The organism is Desulfobacterales bacterium (assembly GCA_030066985.1).
Lineage (GTDB): Bacteria > Desulfobacterota > Desulfobacteria > Desulfobacterales > JAHEIW01 > JAHEIW01.
Genome location: JASJAN010000022.1, coordinates 82,514 through 105,579 on the forward strand (window position 1 = coordinate 82,514; position 23,066 = coordinate 105,579).

At 46.8% G+C, this 23,066-nt stretch carries 17 protein-coding genes; 13 read left to right on the forward strand and 4 right to left on the reverse strand.

Going from position 1 to position 23,066, the window contains the following annotated elements:
* Window positions 1-77 precede the first annotated feature (77 nt).
* From QNJ26_12650 to recD, 4 genes are all read left to right on the forward strand, one after another.
* Entirely contained in the window at window positions 78-1,253 is a 1,176-nt protein-coding gene (locus QNJ26_12650) for a hypothetical protein (GenBank protein ID MDJ0986383.1), read from the forward strand.
* Between the two features lie 2 nt (window positions 1,254-1,255).
* A complete protein-coding gene (locus QNJ26_12655) occupies window positions 1,256-1,516 on the forward strand; it encodes an EscU/YscU/HrcU family type III secretion system export apparatus switch protein (protein ID MDJ0986384.1) in 261 nt (86 codons plus the stop codon).
* 201 nt (window positions 1,517-1,717) lie between these two features.
* Window positions 1,718-5,371: an exodeoxyribonuclease V subunit beta gene (recB, locus tag QNJ26_12660; GenBank protein ID MDJ0986385.1), complete on the forward strand. Its 3,654-nt coding sequence runs from the start codon at window positions 1,718-1,720 to the stop codon at window positions 5,369-5,371.
* 196 nt (window positions 5,372-5,567) lie between these two features.
* Entirely contained in the window at window positions 5,568-7,454 is a 1,887-nt protein-coding gene (recD, locus tag QNJ26_12665; protein MDJ0986386.1) for an exodeoxyribonuclease V subunit alpha, read from the forward strand.
* Window positions 7,455-7,616: 162 nt separating this feature from the next.
* On the opposite strand, the gene QNJ26_12670 is transcribed toward recD, so the two are convergent.
* Both QNJ26_12670 and QNJ26_12675 read right to left on the reverse strand, forming a co-directional pair.
* The gene (locus QNJ26_12670) at window positions 7,617-7,799 is read right to left on the reverse strand and encodes a hypothetical protein (GenBank protein ID MDJ0986387.1); all 183 of its coding nucleotides are present in this window, start codon (window positions 7,797-7,799) and stop codon (window positions 7,617-7,619) included.
* Between the two features lie 192 nt (window positions 7,800-7,991).
* Window positions 7,992-10,178, reverse strand: a complete 2,187-nt coding sequence (locus QNJ26_12675; GenBank protein ID MDJ0986388.1) for an acetate--CoA ligase family protein — start codon at window positions 10,176-10,178, stop codon at window positions 7,992-7,994.
* Window positions 10,179-10,426: 248 nt separating this feature from the next.
* On the opposite strand from QNJ26_12675, the gene QNJ26_12680 reads away from it, so the two are divergent.
* Window positions 10,427-11,638 carry a DUF4388 domain-containing protein gene (locus QNJ26_12680; protein ID MDJ0986389.1) on the forward strand — a complete coding sequence of 404 codons (1,212 nt, stop codon included), beginning with the start codon at window positions 10,427-10,429 and terminating at the stop codon, window positions 11,636-11,638.
* On the opposite strand, the gene QNJ26_12685 is transcribed toward QNJ26_12680, so the two are convergent.
* Window positions 11,603-11,878, reverse strand: coding sequence for a hypothetical protein (locus QNJ26_12685; protein ID MDJ0986390.1), 276 nt, complete (start codon window positions 11,876-11,878; stop codon window positions 11,603-11,605). The two genes, QNJ26_12680 and QNJ26_12685, sit on opposite strands and share 36 nt — an antisense overlap.
* A 267-nt stretch (window positions 11,879-12,145) precedes the next feature.
* Between QNJ26_12685 and ispF the strand changes: the two genes are divergently transcribed.
* From ispF to uvrC, 3 genes are all read left to right on the forward strand, one after another.
* Window positions 12,146-12,613: a 2-C-methyl-D-erythritol 2,4-cyclodiphosphate synthase gene (gene ispF / locus QNJ26_12690; GenBank protein ID MDJ0986391.1), complete on the forward strand. Its 468-nt coding sequence runs from the start codon at window positions 12,146-12,148 to the stop codon at window positions 12,611-12,613.
* 375 nt (window positions 12,614-12,988) lie between these two features.
* Window positions 12,989-14,983, forward strand: coding sequence for an excinuclease ABC subunit UvrB (uvrB, locus tag QNJ26_12695; GenBank protein ID MDJ0986392.1), 1,995 nt, complete (start codon window positions 12,989-12,991; stop codon window positions 14,981-14,983).
* A 207-nt stretch (window positions 14,984-15,190) separates the two neighbouring features.
* Window positions 15,191-17,053, forward strand: coding sequence for an excinuclease ABC subunit UvrC (gene uvrC / locus QNJ26_12700; protein ID MDJ0986393.1), 1,863 nt, complete (start codon window positions 15,191-15,193; stop codon window positions 17,051-17,053).
* Window positions 17,054-17,156: 103 nt separating this feature from the next.
* Here the strand turns inward: uvrC and mdh are convergent, their stop codons facing one another.
* Entirely contained in the window at window positions 17,157-18,092 is a 936-nt protein-coding gene (gene mdh / locus QNJ26_12705; GenBank protein MDJ0986394.1) for a malate dehydrogenase, read from the reverse strand.
* 356 nt (window positions 18,093-18,448) lie between these two features.
* Between mdh and QNJ26_12710 the strand changes: the two genes are divergently transcribed.
* The 5 genes from QNJ26_12710 (at window position 18,449) to QNJ26_12730 (ending at window position 23,063) form a co-directional block, all read left to right on the forward strand.
* Entirely contained in the window at window positions 18,449-19,054 is a 606-nt protein-coding gene (locus QNJ26_12710) for an ADP-ribosylation factor-like protein (protein ID MDJ0986395.1), read from the forward strand.
* Window positions 19,055-19,276: 222 nt separating this feature from the next.
* Window positions 19,277-20,434: a cyclic nucleotide-binding domain-containing protein gene (locus tag QNJ26_12715; GenBank protein ID MDJ0986396.1), complete on the forward strand. Its 1,158-nt coding sequence runs from the start codon at window positions 19,277-19,279 to the stop codon at window positions 20,432-20,434.
* Window positions 20,435-20,481: 47 nt separating this feature from the next.
* A complete protein-coding gene (locus QNJ26_12720) occupies window positions 20,482-20,829 on the forward strand; it encodes a PilZ domain-containing protein (GenBank protein ID MDJ0986397.1) in 348 nt (115 codons plus the stop codon).
* Window positions 20,830-21,166: 337 nt separating this feature from the next.
* Window positions 21,167-22,063, forward strand: a complete 897-nt coding sequence (locus QNJ26_12725; GenBank protein MDJ0986398.1) for a phosphoribosylaminoimidazolesuccinocarboxamide synthase — start codon at window positions 21,167-21,169, stop codon at window positions 22,061-22,063.
* Entirely contained in the window at window positions 22,053-23,063 is a 1,011-nt protein-coding gene (locus tag QNJ26_12730) for a ParB N-terminal domain-containing protein (GenBank protein ID MDJ0986399.1), read from the forward strand. Before QNJ26_12725 ends, QNJ26_12730 begins: the two co-directional genes overlap by 11 nt.
* Window positions 23,064-23,066: the final 3 nt, after the last annotated feature.

Below are 23,066 nucleotides of genomic sequence, written 5' to 3' on the forward strand. Positions count from 1 at the left end.
GGCGATAATCAATCATGGATCCTATTCGTCCTCGAGGTTTTTAACATCCGTCGCTTCGCAGCTAAATGGTATGACATATGGATCTATCTTTACTCATTAAAACGATATTTGATCCACATATCAATCGATCTGCCTGGGCTCAAAAAATCATCAAACCGGGTGACATCTTTGATATAAAGATCATTGAGGTCAAAGACGATCAGCGCGCCCTGGTTGATTTTGGCAAATTTCGTGCCCTGGCAAAAATCCAGTTTCCGGTTAAAGCCGGAGCCGACTTCGTTGCCAAAGTGACCGACACCGCTGGGCAGCTTCGCCTGCAAGTCATCGATCCAAACACCGGCACGATCAGCACAGACAAAACGGTATCCAATCGCCTGGAAATCCTATCTTTCGACCTTTTCAATAAAATTCAGTCCGAGATCAAACAGGCGGCCCAGCATATGCTGCAAGCATCGCCCGGCAGCGAATCACCACCGGTTCACGTCAACCAGGCCTTGACTGCCTTAGAGGCGCATTTTGCACAGCTTGATTTAAGCCAGGATATCCGCAAATGGCTTCCTTTGATTAAAACCTATGTTGAGAATAGCGGCTTATTTTTTGAGAAAAACATCGCTGAATTGATCCATACAGTTAGCCAGCGCCCGGATGCTCAAAATATCAAAGAACTTGTTCATGACCCGCGGATCCAACACATCATCGGACGGGACCTAAAGCCCATCCTTCTCATGCTCAAAGCCTACCTGGAGACGCCGGAGGCCAATGCTAAGTTTCCCGACGACAAAAGTCTGGCGAACTTTAAAGGGACTCTCGACATTTTGTTGACCGATATCCAGGACCAGCAGTCCCGCGCCGTTCGCAAACATGATTTGGCCGAGCCCTACCAAGTTTTTAGCTTCACGCTGCCTTTAAAGGAAAATCGGGAAAAAGCGCGCTTAAAATTATATTGCCCCAAAAAGAACCAGGACGGCGCTCAGAACGGATTCAAAATCTCGCTCCTGCTGGAGATGGACCGTATCGGCGAAATTCGGACAGATTTTTTCATGCTTGATAAGGATTTAACCATTACGTTTTTTGTCAAAGATGATGATACACGAACGCAGTTGGAAAACTACTATTCAGAAATCCGTGATCCTTTAAAGCCTCTTTTTGACTACCTGGTTTTGAAAACCGTGGTATCTCAGAAAAAAATCAATGAATTTCATCATATTGATTTGGAACTCATCAGTGATCGGCAGATTGACTTAAGGATTTGACAATGGAAAAAAAATCAAAGGCAGCTGCGCTCACCTACGATAAAGATAAGGATGCTGCTCCCAGAGTGGTCGCCAAGGGTAGAGGGCTGGTGGCTGAAAAAATCGTTGAAACTGCCAAAGCCCATCAGGTGCCGCTCGTAAAAGATGAAAATCTGGTTCAAGTGTTGGAGGCTCTCGATCTGGAAACACAAATTCCACCGCAACTGTATCAGGCCGTAGCGGAGGTGCTCGCTTTTGTCTATCGACTCAATGCAAAAATGTAATCATCAAAAGAGCAGGTTTCAGGTGTTCCGCCGCAGGCGGATTCAGGTGTCAGTATTACGAAATAGAAGACGTAGATATGAATTAGGTTGCGCATTCTGTCATACATTCCCTGAAACCTTAATCCGCCTGCGGCGGAACACCTGAGCTTTTTTAAAACGTGCCCATTTGATTTATAGAAATTATTTAAAAGGTACTCTAAATTGAAACCCCTCGATCTCATAAACACTCCTCTCGAAGGCATCAATCTGATTGAAGCCAGTGCCGGCACCGGCAAAACCTACACTATCGAGGGCCTGTTTCTGAGATTGATACTGGAAAAACAGCTCCTGGTCGATCAGATTTTGGTGGTTACCTTCACCAAAGCCGCCACCGCGGAACTGGAAGATCGCATTCGTCACAAATTGCTACAGGCTGAAAAAGCCTTTGCAAAGGGATCTGATAAAGACCCCTTGCTGATGGCATTGCTTGAGCGGCATGCGGATCATTCAGCAGCCATTGCCATGATTCATGATGCCCTGGTTGAGTTTGACCGGGCGCCCATTTTCACCATCCACGGATTTTGCGCCCGTATCCTGTTTGAGCACGCTTTTGAGACATCAAATCTGTTTGACACCGAGCTGGTCTCTGATCCGTCTGAATGGCAGCGCGATGTAGCCGAAGACTTTTGGCGGCGTCATTTGTATGATGCGCCGCTGGAATGTATCGCTTATTTAACCCAAAAGCTCAAAGGACCTGCTTCATTTCAGAAATTGCTCGGCAAAATAGGGGCCGCTGAAATAGACATCATACCGCAGATGCGCAAACCGGATTTAAACGCATTACCTGCTTTTCGCACAGCCTTTCAAGATATCATAAGTCAATGGCCCGCTTCACGCCGGGCAGTCCAAAAAGCGTTGGCTGATCCCGCATTGAGCGGCACCCATTACGGCAGTTTGAAACCGGCACAAAATTTCGGCGGTAGGAGTCGGCGCGATCTGATGATACTGTCGTTGATTGAAAAGATGGATCTCTATGTGCAGCCCAACAACACAGGGTTTCCCCTGTTCAAGAACTTTGAAAAATTTACCGCGCGCAAATTAAATGATTCGGTCCGCAAGGGCCAAACGGCACCCAATCACGATTTTTTTATTGCCTGCGATGCCCTTTACCACAGGGCCGCAGAGCTGGAAATCGAGCTGCAACAATACACGGTTTATCTTAAAAAGCAGCTTTTGGACATCGCACCCACTGAATTGAAGGTCCTAAAAGCCGATCAGAATATTCAGTTTTTCGATGATTTGCTGATCCTGGTAAAGCAGGCGCTGACCTCCAAAAGCGGTAATCCGCTTGCAGATGCCGTCCGCCGAAAATACCAAGCTGCACTTGTCGATGAATTCCAGGATACCGACAGCGTCCAATATGATATTTTCTCCCGTCTGTTTTCAGATTCGAAAAGTTTATTGTTTATGATCGGGGATCCCAAGCAAGCGATTTACAGCTTTCGCGGCGCAGATGTATTTTCGTACTTAAAAGCCGTTAGGGATGCCAAGTCAAAATTTACTTTGACGGAGAACTGGCGCACGCAGGCAAAACTGATCAACGCCGTTAATACGCTTTTTTCAAACGTGAAAACGCCGTTTCTTTTTGAGGACATTTCCTTTCAACCGGCCAGAGCAGGGCAAAAACAAAACCCTGAGCTGAAAAACGGAACACCGCCGCTATCGCTATGGTACCTGGATTCAAGACTGCACACAGATCAGGATAAGCCCGTAACCAAAACCACAGCAACGCGATTGATCGCTGATGCCGTTGCCGAAGAAATCTGTCAGATTGCCCACCCGGAGACCGGCCAATGGCAAACGGGCGACATTGCTGTTCTGGTTCGAACCAACCGTCAGGCGCAACAAATCAAAAAGTGTTTGTCTGCCAAAGGCATTCCCTCGGTTCTCTACAGCACGGGCAACATTTTTGACTCCCATGAAGCGATGGAGATTGAAAAAGTCCTGATGAGTATCTGTGAACCGGATAACCCCGCGCTTCTCAGAGCAGCCCTGGCAATGGATATGATGGGTGCCCGGGGCGAAGACTTGCTTTCCGCTGACACCGATGTCCATTTGTGGCAGGATCTACTAATCAGAATTCGTCAATACCATCAGTTGTGGCGGCACTCTGGTTTTATGCAAATGTTCCGCAAATTGCTAAAGCAAGAAAATGTCCGGCAACTCCTGTTGCCTTTTGCAGATGGGGAGCGCCGCTTGACCAATCTGCTACACCTTGCAGAGATCATTCATCAGGAGTGCACTCAGCGAAACTTTGGTATGCGTGCCACGATCAAATGGCTCGCGGAGCAGCGCGATACCAAATCACCGCGTTTGGAAGAGCATCAACTCCGATTGGAAAGTGACGCCCGGGCCGTCCAAATTGTGACGATTCATAAAAGCAAAGGACTGGAATATCCGGTCGTATTCTGTCCTTACAACTGGGAAGGCTCATATGTAAGAGATTCTGAAATCATTTTTCACCACCCTGCAGCGTCGGGCAAAGATTCGTTTTTGACGATGGATTTAGGTTCAGACGCCTATGACACCAACCTGGTTTTCACCCAAAACGAGCTGCTGGCCGAAAATATCCGTCTGTTGTATGTGGCTCTAACCCGCGCTAAACACAAATGCTACCTGGTTTGGGGGCGTATCAATACCGCAGACTCATCGGCGCTGGCTTATTTGCTGCACGCAAAAACAGATGCCCTGATCCATCAGCCATCCGCTGATAGGGTGGGCAATCTGAAACAGCAGGTCAAGCCCCTGTCTGATGCGCAGCGTCTGGCAGATCTGGCAGACTTGGCCACATCATCGCGCAACACCATTGAGGTGGTTCCTTTGCCTCAATCCTCGGATCGCCGCTTTCGGAACCAAACTGAAACCCCCGATACACTAAGTTGCCGCACCTATAAGGGCAAAATTAACACCAGCTGGAAGGTGTCCAGTTATTCGGCCCTGATATCAAGACAGATCGCCGACATCGATCAGCCGGATCGAGATGCCCTGGGCGCCATCACCAGGCACCTTGCGGTCATGGACGTCAATGATAAAAATTTGCGGAAATCAGCAGCACGTGACTCGATTTTCGCATTTCCCAGAGGATCCCGTGCCGGAAATTTTTTTCACGATATCTTTGAGCATCTGGATTATACCAGCGCCTATTCAGATGATTTACTCCAAATCATTCAACGTGCCCTGCAGGTGTATGGTTTCGGTGATGCCTGGCTAAATGTCGTCGCCGACACCATCACCAATGTGCTTCATGTTCCACTGATGAAAAGTCAGCCAGAGTTGACACTGTCCGCAATTGATTTCGAGCATCGCATCAATGAGATGGAATTTTATTTTCCGCTAAAAATGGTTCGGCCGTCAAACCTGCAGCGCCTTTTCAACCGCCCGGGCGCAGGCAAAACTGAGAACCATTTTCCAGTGCGGATGGGAAAATTGACATTCAGTCCGGTCAGCGGCTTTATGAAAGGATATATCGATCTGATTTTTATGCACCAGAATCGGTTTTTTCTGGTGGACTGGAAATCCAATTATCTGGGTCCTGCAATTGACGATTACCGGCGCGATGCGCTGGCTGATGTGATGCAAACTAATTATTATGTCCTGCAGTATCATCTCTATGTGCTGGCACTTTGCCAGTATCTGCGTCTTAAAAATACTGCTTTCCGATATGAAACCGATTTTGGCGGTGCGCTGTATCTGTTTATCCGGGGAATTGATCAGCAGCGGAATCCGGAATTTGGCATTTACTTTGATAGACCGCCAGCGTCGTTCATCAACGATCTGGGAAAAGCGCTTATCCCGGATTTTGAAAAATTCGCATGATTTTTAAAACAAAATGTTAACAACTATGAAAGCACAAAAGAGGGAAGGCACGAAATTTTTACAAAAATGCAAAACCACGAGGACACGGAATACTAAAAGAAAGAAATTAATACCTCTTTTTCGTGTTTTCTTCGTTTCGTGCTTTGGTGGTAGTTAATCCAGATCCACTTCAGCCCGGGCAGCAAACACAGATGATATGAATAAAGACACAATCAGAGAACTGCAAACGATCGGAATGCTGTCAGCCATCGATGTTCATTTTGCGGCATTTATCAGTAACTGTTCACCGGATCATGATGCCGACCTATTTTTAGCCGCCGGTTTGGTGAGCCATGCCACCGGCAGGGGCGATATTTGTCTGGATCTTGAAACGGTTGCCGGTCAGAGACTAGCGAATGACAAGGCGGACACAACCCTGTCAGTGATTTGTCCGCCGCTGGATGTTTGGTTAGAAAAGTTGAAAGCCAGCCCGGCAATCGGCATCCCCGGTGACATTCGCCCGTTAATTTTGGATCCCCATCATCGGCTCTATCTTTACCGATACTGGGAATACGAACAAGCGATTATCCATTCGATTAAACGCAAAACACAGATTCCGCCGCAGGATTTGGAACTTGATCGTCTCAAGGAAATCCTGCAGCGTTTATTTCCCGAAACCGACCACCAGAAAGTGGATTGGCAAAAAATAGCCGCAGCCGTTGCCTGTTTAAAGCATTTTTGCGTCATCACTGGCGGTCCCGGAACCGGCAAAACCTTTACGGTCACCAAAGTATTGGCATTGCTGCTTGAACTGCTCGCTGATCAGCGGCCTAACATATATCTGGCAGCCCCAACCGGCAAAGCCGCTGCTCGCCTCACAGATGCTTTGGAGCAGGCCCGACAACACATGGACTGCAATGAGCAAATCAAAAGCGCATTTCCCTCTGAGGTGTTCACGATTCACCGCCTGCTCAAACCCATTGAAGGGTCACCGTATTTTCGCCACAATGCAGAAAATCCTTTGCTGGCGGATGCGGTGATTGTGGATGAAGCTTCCATGGTGGATCTGGCCCTGATGGCCAAATTGCTGCAAGCCATACCTGACAGAGCGCGCTTAATAATCATCGGCGATAAGGATCAATTGGCTTCAGTTGAAGCCGGTTCGGTGCTGGGGGATATCTGTGATCGCAACGTCATGCACGGTTTTTCAGCCGCGTTTAAAACCCAGTTGCAGAAATGTACCGGTGAAAAACTGGATCTGATGGTGCCAACCGCTGATACGGCATTCGGTTTGCAGGATTCCATCGTGGTGCTGCAAAAAAGCTATCGTTTTGCGACCGGCAGCGGCATTGGCGCCTTGAGCCGGACGATAAACACAGGACAAGTGGATCGCGCCTTAGACATCCTAAAGGACAGCGCTGAAAAATCTCTGGCATGGCAGAAGCTGAGCTTGGATGCCGATTTGATGGCTGCATTGCCCGAGCAGATTGTCAGCGCTTATCGACCCTGTCTGACGACCCGAGATCCGGCAGAGGCTTTAAGATGTTTGGAACATTTTAAAATACTGTGCGCTCTTAATATCGGGCCGCTGGGCGTTGAAACCATCAATTTGCTGGCGGAGCAGATTTTAAGCCGCCACTATTTAATTCAACCTCATCCGCATGCGGAAAATCCATGGTATGCGGGACGTCCCGTATTAATTACCCGCAACCGTTATCCACTGGGCTTGTTCAATGGTGACATCGGAATTACCCTGCCATTGGATAGTGACACCAGCGGCGAATTGGTCGTTTATTTTCGCGCTCGTGATGGCGGCATCCGTTGGTTTTTGCCGCATCAACTCCCAGCACACCAGACGGTGTATGCCATGACCGTCCACAAAAGTCAGGGATCTGAATTTGATGATGTGCTGCTGATTTTGCCGAACAAAGACGTTCCGATCTTAACGCGAGAACTGATTTACACCGCCCTGACCCGCGCGCGCAAAAAAATCACCATCTGGGGAAAATCGGAGATCCTTCGGAGTGCATTGAATCGCAGAATCCAGCGAACTTCAGGTTTGCGGGATGCTTTGTGGGATTTCAGGAAACAGAAGTCAGAATAGGGATGACAGAGGTCAGACGTTAGAGAACAGATGTCAGAAGACCCTTCTTCGCGCTAATGAGCTTCCGTCTTCACTTTTTCAAACTACGCCGCGGCGACTTGTGGGGTCATAGCGCGGAGCGCGAAGCCCCAAGCTCGTTTGAGCGTAGACGGATCTGCTATCTTAAGATCGGCGGGTGCAGGATATGACTTCTTTCAAGACGGTGTGGATTTCTTCCAGATAACTGCAAGTGTGCATGCATTGCGGAAATAAAGGCCTGTAAGGGCACTCCAGGCAGGGGCTTTTGACGAGGGTGCCGATTTCAAAATCATACTGATAGTTCGGTTTTCGGGCAACTGGATTCATTTGATGAACTTTTGCGATATTGATATTCAAATGCTACAAGGGTGATCAAAACATAAAGAAGCGGCACCATATCACAAGCAAAATGGCTGTACAAGTCAAAATTTTATCTCAAGTATTAATTTATATATAAATTATAACTAATTTTAATCATTAAAATTATCTTTGTATCTTACGTGAGACTTTCACTTATCTTCACACATCTCGACTCAAAAACCTTTGATACTGCACCATCTTGGCAAATGCGCCTACCGCACGCTCGGGTGTGGAGAAAAATACACCCTTGTAAGGGCGGTCTTGATGCGGATAAACGGTCTGGTGTTTCTCATCCGGCAGCATGCTGACCCCTATAACAGGCTTTTGATAGGTTTCCATCAGATCGATGATCTGGACGATGTAATCCTTTTCAAATTTTTTAAATTCGGCGTGTATTTTTTCGATAACATCAGCAGAATACGTCGGATCGGCCTTTAACACTGCTGCCCCGTGACTTTTCATTACCTGTCGACGGCCAACAATGCCCAGGTTAATCACTGCATCACAGCCGTCCCATTTGAGCAACAAATCCAGAACGGCCATGGGGATTGTTGGATCGCGCTCACCAACCAAATCAATGGGATTAGAGCGGCTCCAATACGGCGGCAGGATTTGGTCAATGGCCTTGATGATGTCCGGGGAAAGCGCAATTACATCGAGGCCATAATGCGCGCACAGGTCAGCAGTGACGACCCCCCAGCCGCCGCCTAGTGTCATGATGGCGACGCGACTGCCTTTGGGCAGGGGCAACGATGAAAATGCGGCCCCCAAATCGAGTAACTCCATGGGCACATCGACCTTTACAATACCGGCCTGGCGACATACCGCATCAAATACCCGTTTATCGGTGGTCAGGGCGCCGGTGTGACTGGCAGCGGCTCTTTTGCCCGCTTGACTCTCACCGCCTTTAAGAAGCACGATGGGCTTTTTCCGCCCCACCCGGCGTGCGCCTTCAAAAAATCGACGTCCGTTTTTAACGCTTTCTATATAGAGCACGGCGGTGCGCGTCAGGGTGTCAACCTCCAGTCCATCCAGATAATCTTCGATGCACATCATGGCTTCATTGCCGGATCCGCAGAAGCCACGAATCCCGATACCCTGTTGCTCGGCAAAGGCCAGTAGCTGCACGCCCATATTACCGGATTGTGAAACCATGGTAGTTGATCCTGCTCTGGGCTTGGCGGGAAAACCGGTGCAGTAAAAATGAATGTGCGGATTGCAAATTCCCATGGTGTTGGGGCCTAGGATGAGAATGTCAGCTTTGCGGGCGGCCGCCACCAATTTAGCTTCCAATTGTTTTCCGGTTTCTCCGGTTTCGCCAAAGCCCGAGGTGATCAACAACATGTTTTTGATGCCTTTTTGCTTCAGTTGGGGAATGAGGTCCAGCACCAAGAAGGACGGAATGGTCACTACTGCCAGATCAACCGGGTCCGGTATATCGCTGACGCTGGGATACGTTTTGCGACCGGCAATGGTTTCTGTGTTGGGATTAACGAGAAACACCTGGCCTTCATATCCGCCGCTGATGGTGTTTGCCATCAACATGTGGCCCCATTTGCCCATTTGGGCCGAAGCGCCTACAAAAGCAATTGATTTGGGATAAAAAATAGCTCCAATGGCATCCGGGGAAACAGGCGGCGGTAACAGCTGTTCCTTTTCGGTCTTGCTTCCGAGCACCACCAAAGCATCAACCGCCCAGAGTCGGCCGTCGGAAGACGCCAGCAGTGGATTGATATCGATCTCTGCAATGTGAGGAAACTCAATTGCGATGCGGGACAGCCCAATAAGGGTTTGTATAATCTGCTGACGATTAATTGCCTGCTCTCCGCGAAAAGGGCCCAGAAATGCGCTGGCACGAATTTCACCCAGCATTTCGCTTGCGTCGGTTTCGTTGATCGGGGCCAGGCGAAAACTGACATCCGCCAATGCTTCCGTAAACACCCCGCCAATACCAAACATGATAACCGGCCCAAATTGCGGGTCACGAAACAAACCGGCCACCAGCTCTCGCTGGCCTTGGATTTGCGGCTGGACGACAAACCCCTCCAAATCATCTCCTGCCGCTGCTCGGATGGCCGCCAGCGCTTTTTGAACCGCCTTCTGATGGCTCAGGTTTAAATGCACCAGCCCCCGCTCGGTTTTATGCGCCAACGCAGAACCCAGCCCTTTGACCACTACCGGGAAGCCAAATGCGTCAGCTGCTTTAAGGGCTTCCTTATCATCCAGTGCCATCGTTTCCGGTACCACCGGCACATTGAATTCATTCAGAAGACACTTGGCCTCAACTTCATTCATCTCATTTTTGGCTTTATTTTTGATAGCGGACCGCAAAACCGAAATATCCATAGGAATTTTCTCCTGATCTGATACCGCTTCCTTTTAACGCAAAGGTACTGAAAATGAAGCTAAATGACTTACTTTATACGGCTTAACAGTCGCGGGTCAAGTATTATGGAACGTTGACAAGATTGGCCCATATGGATAAAATTATGCCTTGAAATACAGAATCGGTTGCGGCGGCTGTCCGAGACCACCTGCAATCACCCATTATTGCAATGCGCTGCTCTCCGACATGATTAAAGGACCGTTTGCCTATGGCGTTATCCGGTAATTTCGAAACATTTGATTTAAACAGTATTTTTCAGCTATTGAGCGATGATCAGAAGACCGGTGTGCTGAAGGTTCGCAATGAAGATAAAGAGATCCGAATTTATATGAAAGACGGGGAAATCATTTACGCAACCGGATCCCACAAAAAAGATCGCCTGGGCAAAGTTCTCATCGAGCAGGATATCATCAGCCCGCAAAGACTTAAAGATACAATCCAGCAGCAGATTGAATTTCTCATATTCAACTTGTTTTTATGGAACCAAGGCGAATTTGAATATGAAGATGCAGCGCTCAACACCAAAGGGATGATTGTCGCTAGAATTAATGTGGTCAGCCTGCTGCTTGAGGCCTCCCGCAAAATAGACGAAATAGCGGTACTGAAGAAACAAATCCCCAGCGATATGCTCGTTTATCGTTTGACCGGTAAAATCAGTGGCAAAGATAATGATCAAGTGACTTTGACTGCTGCCGAACTGAGGATCATGGGTCTGGTTGACGGGCATCGTTCTCTTCGGCAAGTGATCCGGGACGGTGGCTTTGATGAATATTCCGGCTACAAAACCGTCTATTCATTGCTTTCATCCGGTCTTATTGAGCAAAAAACCGACGAACCAGCAATGGCATCGGCAAAGCAACATGAAAAAGAACAAAAACAAAAATCTAGGGATTACGCAGCCATCATCACAGTTTACCACGGAATCCTCCAAATATTATTTCGCAACATTGAAGGTGAACTCGGAAACGAGGCGTTGGTAATTTTTGACCAATCCAAACAGGTCAGCGCCTGCCAGCCCTATTACATATTCCGTAACTTACAACCGAATCACAGCGTTGACATTAATGTCCGTAAAATTTCGCAAGAACTAAACGTCATACCGAACTATCAAGATGCCTGCCAGGTACTCATTAAGAGTTTCAATGAATTTTTGTTGAATATCCTGTCAAAAGTCCAAGATCTGTTAGGCCCCAAGATGGTACAACTTATCATACAGGATATTGACACAGCACTGCCGGGCGGCAAAACCGATCAAGCCCGCATCGGCGATGGTGAGCACGCCATCAGTGAGATAAAACTGGCCCTGTCCAGGGCACAAAAACATATCAGCTCTAAACAAAAACCATGGATGAAGATTTGCCCTGATCGAGGTCTGTCGGCACAGCTAACGGCCGGCAATTCTGGCGCCGCCATAAGCTAAAAACGACAGGGCAGTTGTTCGAAATAAGGCTTGGAGGGTGAAAAGGATGTTTTCTTCAAGATAGGGATCCAATAAAAGCACATAATCGCCCAAAAACATGAGCACAACAGTGATTAAAATCAAATTGATCACATCTTCGACCTTGCCGCCTGAATATTTGACTCTGGCCTTGTTAAAGGCCGCTATAATCAATACATAAATAAATAGGGTCATAACCAGAATCGTGATTTTTGCTGACATAGCGTTGTCCTCAACCTTGGCGTTAAGTCCTTTTGGCAAACAGACTCAGATCAAAAGGTGGATCGATGCTTACCATATCGGCATGCTCGCACGATTCTTAAATAGTTTTTCCCATCTGCTTTACCGACCAATGCGAATGTGTTATTTAGATAACCAACTAATATACATACAATATTCAATTTGTGAACCTTAAACCCACATGATCGTAGCGTTGAGCAGCTTTAAAGTGTCTGCAAAACCAACCATACGCATGTAAAGGAGTCAAGGATGCGGGTGGGAATCGGATATGATATTCACCGTCTGGTGGAAGGGCGTCCGCTGATATTGGGCGGCGTTTCGATTGCGTATGAAAAGGGCTTGCTGGGCCATTCAGATGCCGATGTGCTGGTGCATGCTGTCTGTGATGCCTTGCTGGGTGCCGCTGGCTTGGGAGACATCGGAATTCATTTTCCAGACAGCGATCCCCAGTACAAAGACATCTCCAGTCTGAAACTGCTATCCGCGACCTGCCAACTGTTAACAGCTGAGGGGTTTCGGATTCTCAATCTTGATGCCACCTTATTTGCCGAAGCGCCAAAGCTCGCCCCCCACCGTCAGAAAATGCAAGCCATATTGTCCCAAACAATGAACATCAAACCAAATGAGGTTAATATCAAAGCAACGACCACAGAAGGTTTAGGGGTGATCGGCAAAGGGGAGGGCATCGGCGCGATGTGCATTGCCTTGATTGATTAAATTGACTGATTACAATAGCAGTTGTTGTTATGACCTTTTAGCGTAGCATGGCCTAATGGAATGATGGCGATTTGCCCATTAAATTTGGCGATCAATAATAGTAAGTATATTAATTATAAATAGTTTTTTATAAAATGTTAATCTTTTAATTTAAAATATAAACGGCTAAAAAAATCACGTGGTTAACACCGATGCACCCGTCAGTATATTGAGCCACCTTCCATTAAAACAGAAGAAAGCAGCACTCAGCAACTGTTAGGCTTTTTGACCATTGTTCCAGCAGACCAATATTCCATTATTCCATGCAAATTGTCTAAAACCAATTTCGTCGATAAACTCTTATTTTAAGGCTATTTTTAAAATCCATTTTTGGCTATGACCGCTTTCAAACTCGTTTCCAATTTTAAACCGACCGGGGATCAACCCCAGGCCATTGATGCGCTCAGTCACAATTTAAAGAACGGCAAGCGGCACAATGTGCTTTTGGGCGTAACCGGCTCGGGCAAAACATTTACAGTGGCCAATGTGATTGATAGAATCAACAAGCCAACCCTCGTGCTAGCGCCAAATAAAACCCTGGCAGCTCAGCTGTATAACGAGTTTAAGCAGTTGTTTCCGGAAAACGCGGTTGAATATTTTGTCAGCTATTATGATTATTATCAGCCCGAAGCCTATATTCCTTCCACAGACACCTATATTCAGAAAGATTCATCTATCAATGACATGATCGATAAGCTGCGCCATTCCGCTACCCGCTCAGTGCTGTCACGCAGAGACATTGTGGTGGTTGCCAGTGTCTCTTGCATTTTTGGTCTGGGCGCACCGGAAGACTATTTGGCCATGCGGGTGGATATTGAAACCGATATGGAATTTTCGCGGGACACCCTTCTATATGACCTGATCTCAATGCATTATGAACGCAACGATGTTGATTTTTACCGAGGTGTTTTCCGGGTGCGCGGTGACCGCGTTGAGATATTTCCAGCCTATGAAGAAGACCAAGCGATTCGAATCGATTTTTTTGGTGATCAAGTTGAAAACATTGCTCTAATCGATGCGCTCAGAGGAAAGGTAATCAAGCATTTGAAGCGGATGACCATTTTTCCGGCCAGCCATTATGTTACCTCCAAAGTCACCCGTAAAAAAGCAATTGACACGATTTTAGCGGAACTCAAGCAGCGAATCCAATATTTTAGAAATGAAAAAAAGCTGATCGAAGCCCAGCGCATTGAAGAGCGGACTCATTTTGATTTGGAAATGATGCAGGAGCTCGGTTACTGCCATGGTATTGAAAACTATTCCCGTCACCTGACCGGAAGAAAACCCGGCGCACCGCCGCCGACATTGCTCAGTTATTTTCCAAAGGATTATTTACTGATCATCGATGAAAGTCACATTGCGATTCCCCAGTTGCGCGGAATGTACCGCGGCGACCGTTCGCGAAAAGAAACCCTGGTTGAATATGGTTTTCGACTGCCGTCAGCGCTGGACAACCGACCGCTCAAATTTGAAGAATCGCGACAACGGATGTCGCAGGTGGTATACGTTTCAGCTACGCCGGCGGAATATGAGCTCACGCACGCCAAAGATGCAGTGATTGAATTGATCGTTCGCCCGACCGGACTGATCGATCCGGAAGTGATGGTTCGCAGCGCTCAAAACCAGGTAGATGATCTTTATGAAGAAATCTTAATCCGTCAAAAACATGATGAAAGGGTTCTGGTCACGACCTTGACCAAACGAATGGCGGAAGACCTAACCGAATATTATTCTGACCTGGGCGTTCGTGTTCGTTATTTGCATTCAGACATCAACACGCTTGAACGCATGGATATTATTCAAGAACTGCGACTGGGCAAATTTGATGTTTTGGTGGGTATTAATCTGTTGCGCGAAGGTTTAGACATACCTGAGGTGTCGCTGGTGGCTATCTTAGATGCCGACAAGGAAGGATTTTTGCGATCAAATCGATCATTGATTCAAACTTTCGGCCGAGCTGCCCGAAATGCTGAAGGAGCGGTGATTTTATATGCGGATACGGTCACAAACTCCATGCGCCAGGCCATGGACGAAACCCAGCGCCGAAGGAAAATACAGCATGCTTACAACAAACGACATCACATCACGCCGCAAACCATTCGCAAGGAGGTGACTCAGATTTTCGATTTCGCCAAAGAAGCTGAGACAATCCCCAAATATGAGGTAGCAGACGAGGTCACGGAGTATAAGTCTTTGGATGATATTGATGCCGTCATTGAATCTCTAGAAAGTAAAATGCGCGCAGCGGCTCAGGAACTGGAATTTGAAAGGGCCGCGGCATTGCGCGACCAGATCCAAAGATTGAAAAAATTGGTGATCCTTGAGATTTGAGAGCACCCGGCTAAAAAAATGCACTCTAAACTGCCTAAAATGAATTTAAGGTTGATGCCATCTCAAACACTACAAAGCCGCCAGAACCCATGATGTATGCCTCCTATTTTCCCGCTGGGCGTGTTTGGGCGATGTGTAACAGCAAATTGGATTCATTCCGTTTTAAAATCAAAGGCATTTAAGACACTTTAGCTTCAGTTTTGGAAAATGAAAAATCAAACATCACCATATGAATCACCACCTGAGCTGATGGACAAACTTGCCCGCACCGCTCATGAACCCGGTGTGTATTTGCTGAAAGATAACCAAGGAGCCATTATCTACATCGGCAAAGCACGTGACCTGAGAAAGCGCCTGGCAGCCTATTTTAAGAACAAAGGCCCTATTGATATGAAAACCGGGGTGCTGGTCAAAAAAGTTGCTGATATTGAGACCATCCTTACCGGCAATGAGAAAGAGGCCTTAATTTTGGAATCCAATTTGATCAAGCGCCACCGGCCTCGATACAACGTGGTGCTCAAGGACGACAAACGCTATCCCTCTTTGCGACTGGATTTAAAGGAAGACTATCCCAGTTTCACCATTGTGCGTAAAATCGGGCAGGATGATGCCAGCTATTTTGGACCGTTTGCTTCCGCCCATGCTGTTCGCGAGACCCTTAAAACCATCAACAAAACCTTTAAGCTGCGAAAATGCCGTGCCAAGGATTTTAAAACCCGGACACGACCCTGCCTGCATTGTCAAATGGAAGGTTGTCTGGCGCCATGCTGTCTGGATGTCGACCCCCGCGTCTACCGGGAACAGGTCAATGAGGCCATTATGTTTCTTAATGGTCGCACCAAAGATTTGATCGCCAGAATCAAAAAGCAAATGGACACCGCTGCCCGCGTCCAGGAGTTTGAAAAAGCGGCACGCCTCAGGGACAAAATATTTTCACTGCAGCGCACGATTGAAAAGCAAATTGCGGTCACCACCGATTTTGAAGATAGAGATGTTTTTGCGATTGTGCGATCAGACGGTCATACACTGGTGATGGTGTTCAATGTTGTCGGCGGATTTCTAAAAGGGACACGCCATTTCAGCTTTGAAGAAACCATCTCAACTGATGCCGAAGCCATGGGCATGTTTATCCGGCAATATTATGATAAAACCCGTTTGCTGCCGGCAGAAATCCTGGTCTCACTGGAAATGCAGGATGCCCGGCTAATTGAAGCATGGTTTAAATCCGAAAAGAACAAGAAAGTAAAAATCCTAAATCCCAAAAGAGGGGAGAAAGCCAAACTGCTGGCGATGGCCATGCGCAATGCCGAAAATGAGCTCAAAGGCTTGTTAGCTGCCCGCAGAAGTGAAATGGAACTGCTGCAGCGCCTGCAAACAAAGCTTAAGTTGTCCCGTCTGCCCTTACGTATCGAGTGTTTTGACAATTCCAATATTTCCGGACGCCAGCCGGTTGCCAGCATGGTGGTTTTTGAAAAAGGCAAACCTCAAAAATCCGCCTACCGCAAATTTAAGATTAAAGCGGTTCCCATGCAGGATGACTATGCCTACATGGTTGAAGTTTTAGGGCGGCGACTAGGAAAATTGAATTCACAGCGCCCATCTGAGATGCGTCCGGATCTGCTGATGGTGGACGGGGGCAGGGGGCAGTTGAGCGTTGCACTGGCAGTTATTAAGGAGCTGAATCTCGAAGACCAGTTCGAGGTAATTGCGATCGCTAAAAAAGATGAAAAAAAAGGTCAAACACAGGATAAGATATTTAAACCGGGTCGCACCAACCCCATCGCCATTGGCAAAGATACAGATTTACTTCTTTTCTTACAGCGTATCAGAGACGAGGCGCATCGCTTTGCTATTTCCTTTCACCGCAGAAGCAGGACTAAAGCTGCTTTACATTCAGAACTCGATTCCATTCCAGGTGTCGGCAAAAAGAGAAAAGCCATTTTGCTGAAGCACTTCAAAAGTATAAAAAAAATCCGGGAAGCCGGCATCGATCAACTCAATGCGCTTCCCGGAATCCCTTCTTCAACCGCTGAAGCGATCCAGCAATACTTCAAGCTCAAATCTGGATAGGTGTCAGGCTCTATAGTTCCGCCGTTGGCGGTTCAGGTGTCAGGTTTCAGGGAAGATTAGAAGGACTGACACCTGACACCCGAAACCTGAAACCTTGTGCGTGCTAGTAATCCAGCTTGCTGAGGATATCCTTCAGCTCCTGGACCGCATCTGCTGAATGTTGCAAAGCGGCTTTTTCCGAATCGGTTAAGGTGATCTCAATGACCTCTTCTGCGCCTTTGGATCCCAGTTTAACGGGGACCCCGATAAACAGGTCTTTGATGCCATATTGGCCCTCAAGATAAACGGCGCATGGCAAAATTTTCTTTTTGTCTTTTAGAATGGATTCGGCCATTTCAACCGCGGCAGAAGCCGGTGCATAGTAGGCACTGCCGGTTTTTAACAAGCCAACAATTTCAGCGCCTCCGTTGCGCGTGCGGTCCACTAGCGCATCAATGCGGTCTTGCGCCATTAACTCGGTAATTGGAATTCCGGCAACAGTGGAGTATCGCGGTAAAGGCACCATTGTATCACCGTGACCGCCTAAAACAAACGCATGGGTATTCTCAACCGAGACATTAAGCTCCATGGCAATAAATGCACGAAAACGGGCAGAATCCAAAACCCCTGCCATTCCGATAACGCGCTCTTTGGGAAAACCACTCGTCTGATGGGCTACGTGGCACATGGCATCCAATGGATTGCTGACAATAATGAGGATGGTATTCGGCGACGCGGCGGTAACCTGTTCAGTAACGGTTTTGACGATCCCGGCATTGGTGCTGATCAGGTCATCACGACTCATTCCCGGTTTTCGGGGAATGCCGGCTGTAATGATAACAATATCTGAATCAGCGGAATCTTCATACGAATTGGCGCCGGTCAAATGGGCATCATGTTTCTCAATAGGAGCTGCTTCAGTCAAATCCAGTGATTTTCCCTGGGGAACGCCTTCGACAATATCAATTAGAACCACATCGCAGAGCTCTTTCTCCGCCAGTCGCTGGGCGGCTGTGGCACCGACGTGTCCAGCCCCGATAACGGTTACTTTTTTATCCATTTGGACCTCCTTCCATCCGACTGCAGTTGGTATTGGCTAAAAATGTTAAGACGTGCTTTTTGCCGAATTTGTTAAAGAAAAAGATGTTGCAACATAAATCTGTTGGTTGTCAATAGATTTATCACTTCACAATTGTTGACAGAAAGCACAAAAATAGGATAAATTATTACTACTTAAAGCAGTTTTGGGCTTTTTTGGGTTGACAAAATAGCCATTGATAGGAGAAGCATATGATTCCGGTGCCAACCGAATTCCAACTGGGATTTGGATTTGGCTAAATAGTTTATTTCTAAAGAAAATGCGATTCTGCTCCGATAGTAGCATCAGAGAAAATCGATATTTTTAAGAAAGCGTTTATGGCTGTTGTTAATCTAAAAAAGAGACAAATTGAATGCAAAATCGTCTACTATGGACCAGGACGATGCGGTAAAACCACCAATCTGGAATATATCCACAAGAGCTTCAAAAAACAAGTCATGGGGGAAATGGTTTCCATCAACACCGATGGTGATCGCACCTTGTTTTTTGATTTTTTACCACTAAACTTGGGAAAAGTAAGAGGTTGCGACCTGCGTGTCCAGCTTTATACCGTTCCGGGACAGGTGCGATACAGTTCTACACGCAAGCTGGTCCTAAGGGGCGCTGACGGGGTTATTTTTGTAGCCGATTCCCTTGAAGTCAGGCGTGAAAAAAATATGTTATCGCTGAAAGATCTGCAAGCCAACCTCCAAGATTATGGTGTTAGCATTTTTAAAGTGCCGCTGGTTATGCAGTTTAACAAAAGAGATCTTACTGGTGAAAATATTTCGATTATGGATTTGAAGAAAATGCAGCATGATCTCAATCGTCAATTGAAAGTGCCCGCTTTTCCGGGCAGTGCCCTAAAGGGGGATGGTGTCGGTAAAACATTGCATGCCTGCATGAAACTAGTCATGCAATCCGTGCAAAGCGAACTGAGTTAGCCGCATATTGATCATCGCATTCTCAATGGCCGCAAAAAATTGATCTGTTATGTAACCTATTAATAAAACACGAAATTTATTCGTGTTTTAATATTTTTAACCCCAGATATATGTTTTATTTTTCTACACAAGGCGTTTTTATGATACAATTCAACAGATAACAGAAGATCCGCGTCTGTTGTCCCGCATTACGAACTAGACCACTTGAATATGAATAATTCTGTGTCGTTATCAGGAAGCCTGGATTTTTTAAATTTAGGTGAATTGCTAAACCTGCTCGGCAGCAACGGCAGCTCCGGTGTGCTGCGTATTAAAAGCAGTTTTAAATCGGAGGCCGGACTGGTATATCTGGACAAGGGAAATCCGATAGATGCTGCCAACGGGTCTTTGTTAGGTTTGGATGCGATCTTTTCGTTGTTCGGCTGGACTGAGGGTGAATTTGAATTTGTTCAAGAGGAACCCAACTGTCAAAAGACCATCACAAAAAGCCGGATGGAAATTATCCTGGATGGGCTGCGCTTGCTGGATGAGGGCAAAATCGAAAAAATCGGCCCGACGACTACTGCCCAAACCGAGGATACAAAAACGACTGTTTCCGGCAAAGTTCCCCTCATCAAAGGGCCCCTGGTTGATTATTCCTATGTCGTGGATGAAGAGGGATTTTATGATGGAGATGAGATTGTCCAGGAGGGAAACCATGGTGACTGGATATGGGTCATTTTAGAGGGAATGGCAGAAATCAGCAAAACGGCGAAAAACGGTTCGATTGACATATTGAGAATCGGAGATGGTGCTTTTTTAGGGAGCGTAGCTGCCCTGATTTCCGGCGGCAGGGTGCGCACGGCAACCGTCAAAGCAGTGGGCAACGTGCAGTTGGGTATGTTAGATTCACAATTGCTGGCCAACGAACTGGCCAATGTATCGACTGATTTTAAGAACATACTAAACAGCGTAGATTCCCGTCTGAAACAGGTGGTTGAAATGGCTGTCAATATAAAAAATAATGAGCACAACCCTGAAAGCTATATCAAGGGCAAAAAACAGCTGATTAAACAGGGCCAGGATGAAGACCGTTTATTTAGCATTAAAGACGGGGAAGTGGTTATTGCGCGCCAAATTGATAATGGATATGTGCCGCTTGCAAAGCTGAAGAAGGGAGATTTTTTCGGACGCATACCGTTTTTGGACATGGGCCATGAGCCCTATTCTGCAGCTGTATTTTCATCGGACAACCTGAAATTAGGGGCCGTTGATTCAAAGAAACTGGAATCTGAACATCAAGGATTATCGTCAACACTGAAAAATATTATTGAACATCTCGCAACTTCTGTATCGGTTAGCACACTGGTCACCTGCGACTTTCAAAAGGAGAATTCGTAACATACAATATCCATTAACTGAAAACATATAACCCACAAGTGAGAATTATGGCCACACAAGAAAAAAGAAAACACGCTCGAATCGACTCCTTGAATCTTTCTTATTTCTGCCTGGATGAAAACAATCAAATTGTCAAGCAGGGAATGGGACGGACACTTAATGTGTCGGAATCCGGTATGTTGCTGGAAACCCACTACCCGATAGATGAAAAGCATACCATCAAGCTGACGCTTGGATTGGAGGAGGAACTGATTGAGATCTCCGGTCGCCCGGTGCATAGCCGTACCAATGATGACAATAAATATGAAGTCGGGATAGAATTTCTGCAGATTAATGACAAGACGCGTGCCGTCCTCAAACAATTTATTACCGCTTTTAAAGTCAAAAAGTCATAGGGGGACCTTAAAAAAATTAACGAAATTGCTCCCAGCCCCTTGACCTTCATCCCAGAATACCCCATATAAATACTTCAACGCTGCGGTTGTGTGTACCCTTTTACGCAAAAATCAGACAAGCGGCGTGTTTGTTCCATCGATCGCTAAAACCTTATCAGAGGCGATGATTCTGATGCGTCTCGACTTGATTCTATTTTAAAGAATGATGCTTTCTGGCGGCGCTCCTGAAGCCGCTTGGATGCCCCAGACAGAATGGGTTTATAGCAACGTGCTAAAAAATTTAGGTTCTGGGCGCAACATACCTTATTAAACATTTTGGGACAGAGGAGTGAAAACTATGATGAAACCTGTCAGTCAAACCGAATTTCCAGAATTAAATTTACTCAAACGCGGCAAGGTCCGGGACGTTTACGATTTGGATGAGTATCTGCTAATGGTGGCCACAGACCGCATATCGGCATTTGATGTGGTCATGCCAGATCCGGTTCCCGACAAGGGCACTATTTTGACACAGATTTCATTTTTCTGGTTTGATATTATGCAACCGCTAGTTGAAAACCATGTAATTGCCAAAGACGTCGATCAGTATCCGTCGGTCTGCCAGCCGTATGCAGATGTTTTAAAGGGTCGCAGCATGCTGGTCAAAAAGGCTCAGCCACTGCCCATTGAATGTATCGTGCGCGGTTATATTTCAGGATCCGGCTGGAAAGAGTACGGTAACACCGGCGCTGTTTGCGGCATTCAATTGCCGGAGGGATTGAAGGAATCCCAACAATTGCCAGAGCCCATTTTTACGCCATCGACCAAAGCCGAGCTTGGCGAACATGACATCAATATCGATTTTAACGAAGCCGCCCGTATTATCGGTCAAACCCAGGCTGAAAAAATCAGGGACCTGAGTCTGGCTATTTATCAAAAAGGCGCTGACTTGGCCGATGAGCGCGGTATCATTATTGCGGACACAAAATTTGAATTTGGACAGATCGATGATGAGATCATTCTGATCGATGAAATATTAACACCGGATTCATCGCGATTCTGGCCAAAAGAGAGCTACAGCCCGGGAGGAGCTCAAAAAAGCTATGATAAACAATATGTGCGGGACTATCTGAATACATTAGACTGGGATAAAAAAGCGCCCGGTCCCTCTCTGCCCGAAACGGTTGTGGCGCAAACGCGGCAAAAATATTTAGATGCCTTACAGCAGTTGACCGGCAGCAGTCATGGGCTCTAAAGCCTCTGAGGATCCACACAGACCTGAAGCTATTTTGCCGGATCTGGTGAAGCAAATCGCTTCGATTTCACTCAGCAAGATTAATACAGAGGATGAAACCTATCGCATCACAACTCGCATAGGTTTCAACGACCTGCTGGCCACGATTGGGAAGCTTGGGTTACTGCATCCGCCTTGGTTAATTGAAACACCGTCCGGTTACGCCATTGTTTGCGGTTTCCGCCGAATCGCAGCATGCCGGCAACTCGGATGGCAATCGATGACCGCCAGTATTCTCAACGCCAGCGCCGATCGGTTTATCGTCGCCCAACTGGCCATTGCCGACAATGCCCTCCAGCGCCCTTTAAATCTGGTCGAAACGTCCAGGGCAATAAATCTGCTGATTGATGTATGCCCGAATCAACAGCAATTAAAAAAAGCCTTATCATCTCTGGGCTTGCCTACCAGTTCTGTTGCGTCATCAAAAATTCAGCAAGTTTGCCGCCTGCCGCTCCCGATCCAGAGCGGTATCCTGAACGATACCATCAACCTGTCGATGGCTCTGGAACTGGGCAAATTGGATTCGGCGGTTTCAGGCGACCTGGTCGAACTTTTTCAACAGCTCAAAATCGGATTGAACAGACAAAGAGAATTGCTGTTGCTAATGAGCGAAATTGCCAGCCTTGAAGATATTCCCATTCAGCAGCTGATCGCTGAGAAGCCATTACAGGATTTACTTCAAAACACGGACTTGGACCCCGCCGTTCAACGTCAGGGCATCCGATCTTATTTGCGAAAGAGAAGATATCCGACCATCACTGAAGCCCAGGCAAATTTTCAAAAACAGATGAGTCAACTTAAACTTGGCAAGCACATCCAGTTGTTGCCGCCAAGAGATTTTGAAGGCACCGAATATACCATGACCCTGCGTTTTAAAAATCAACAAGATCTCAGCGATCTTCAAAGAAGAATTGATAAAATACTCGAGCAACCCGCGCTGGGTAAAATTCTAAAGCGCTAAACC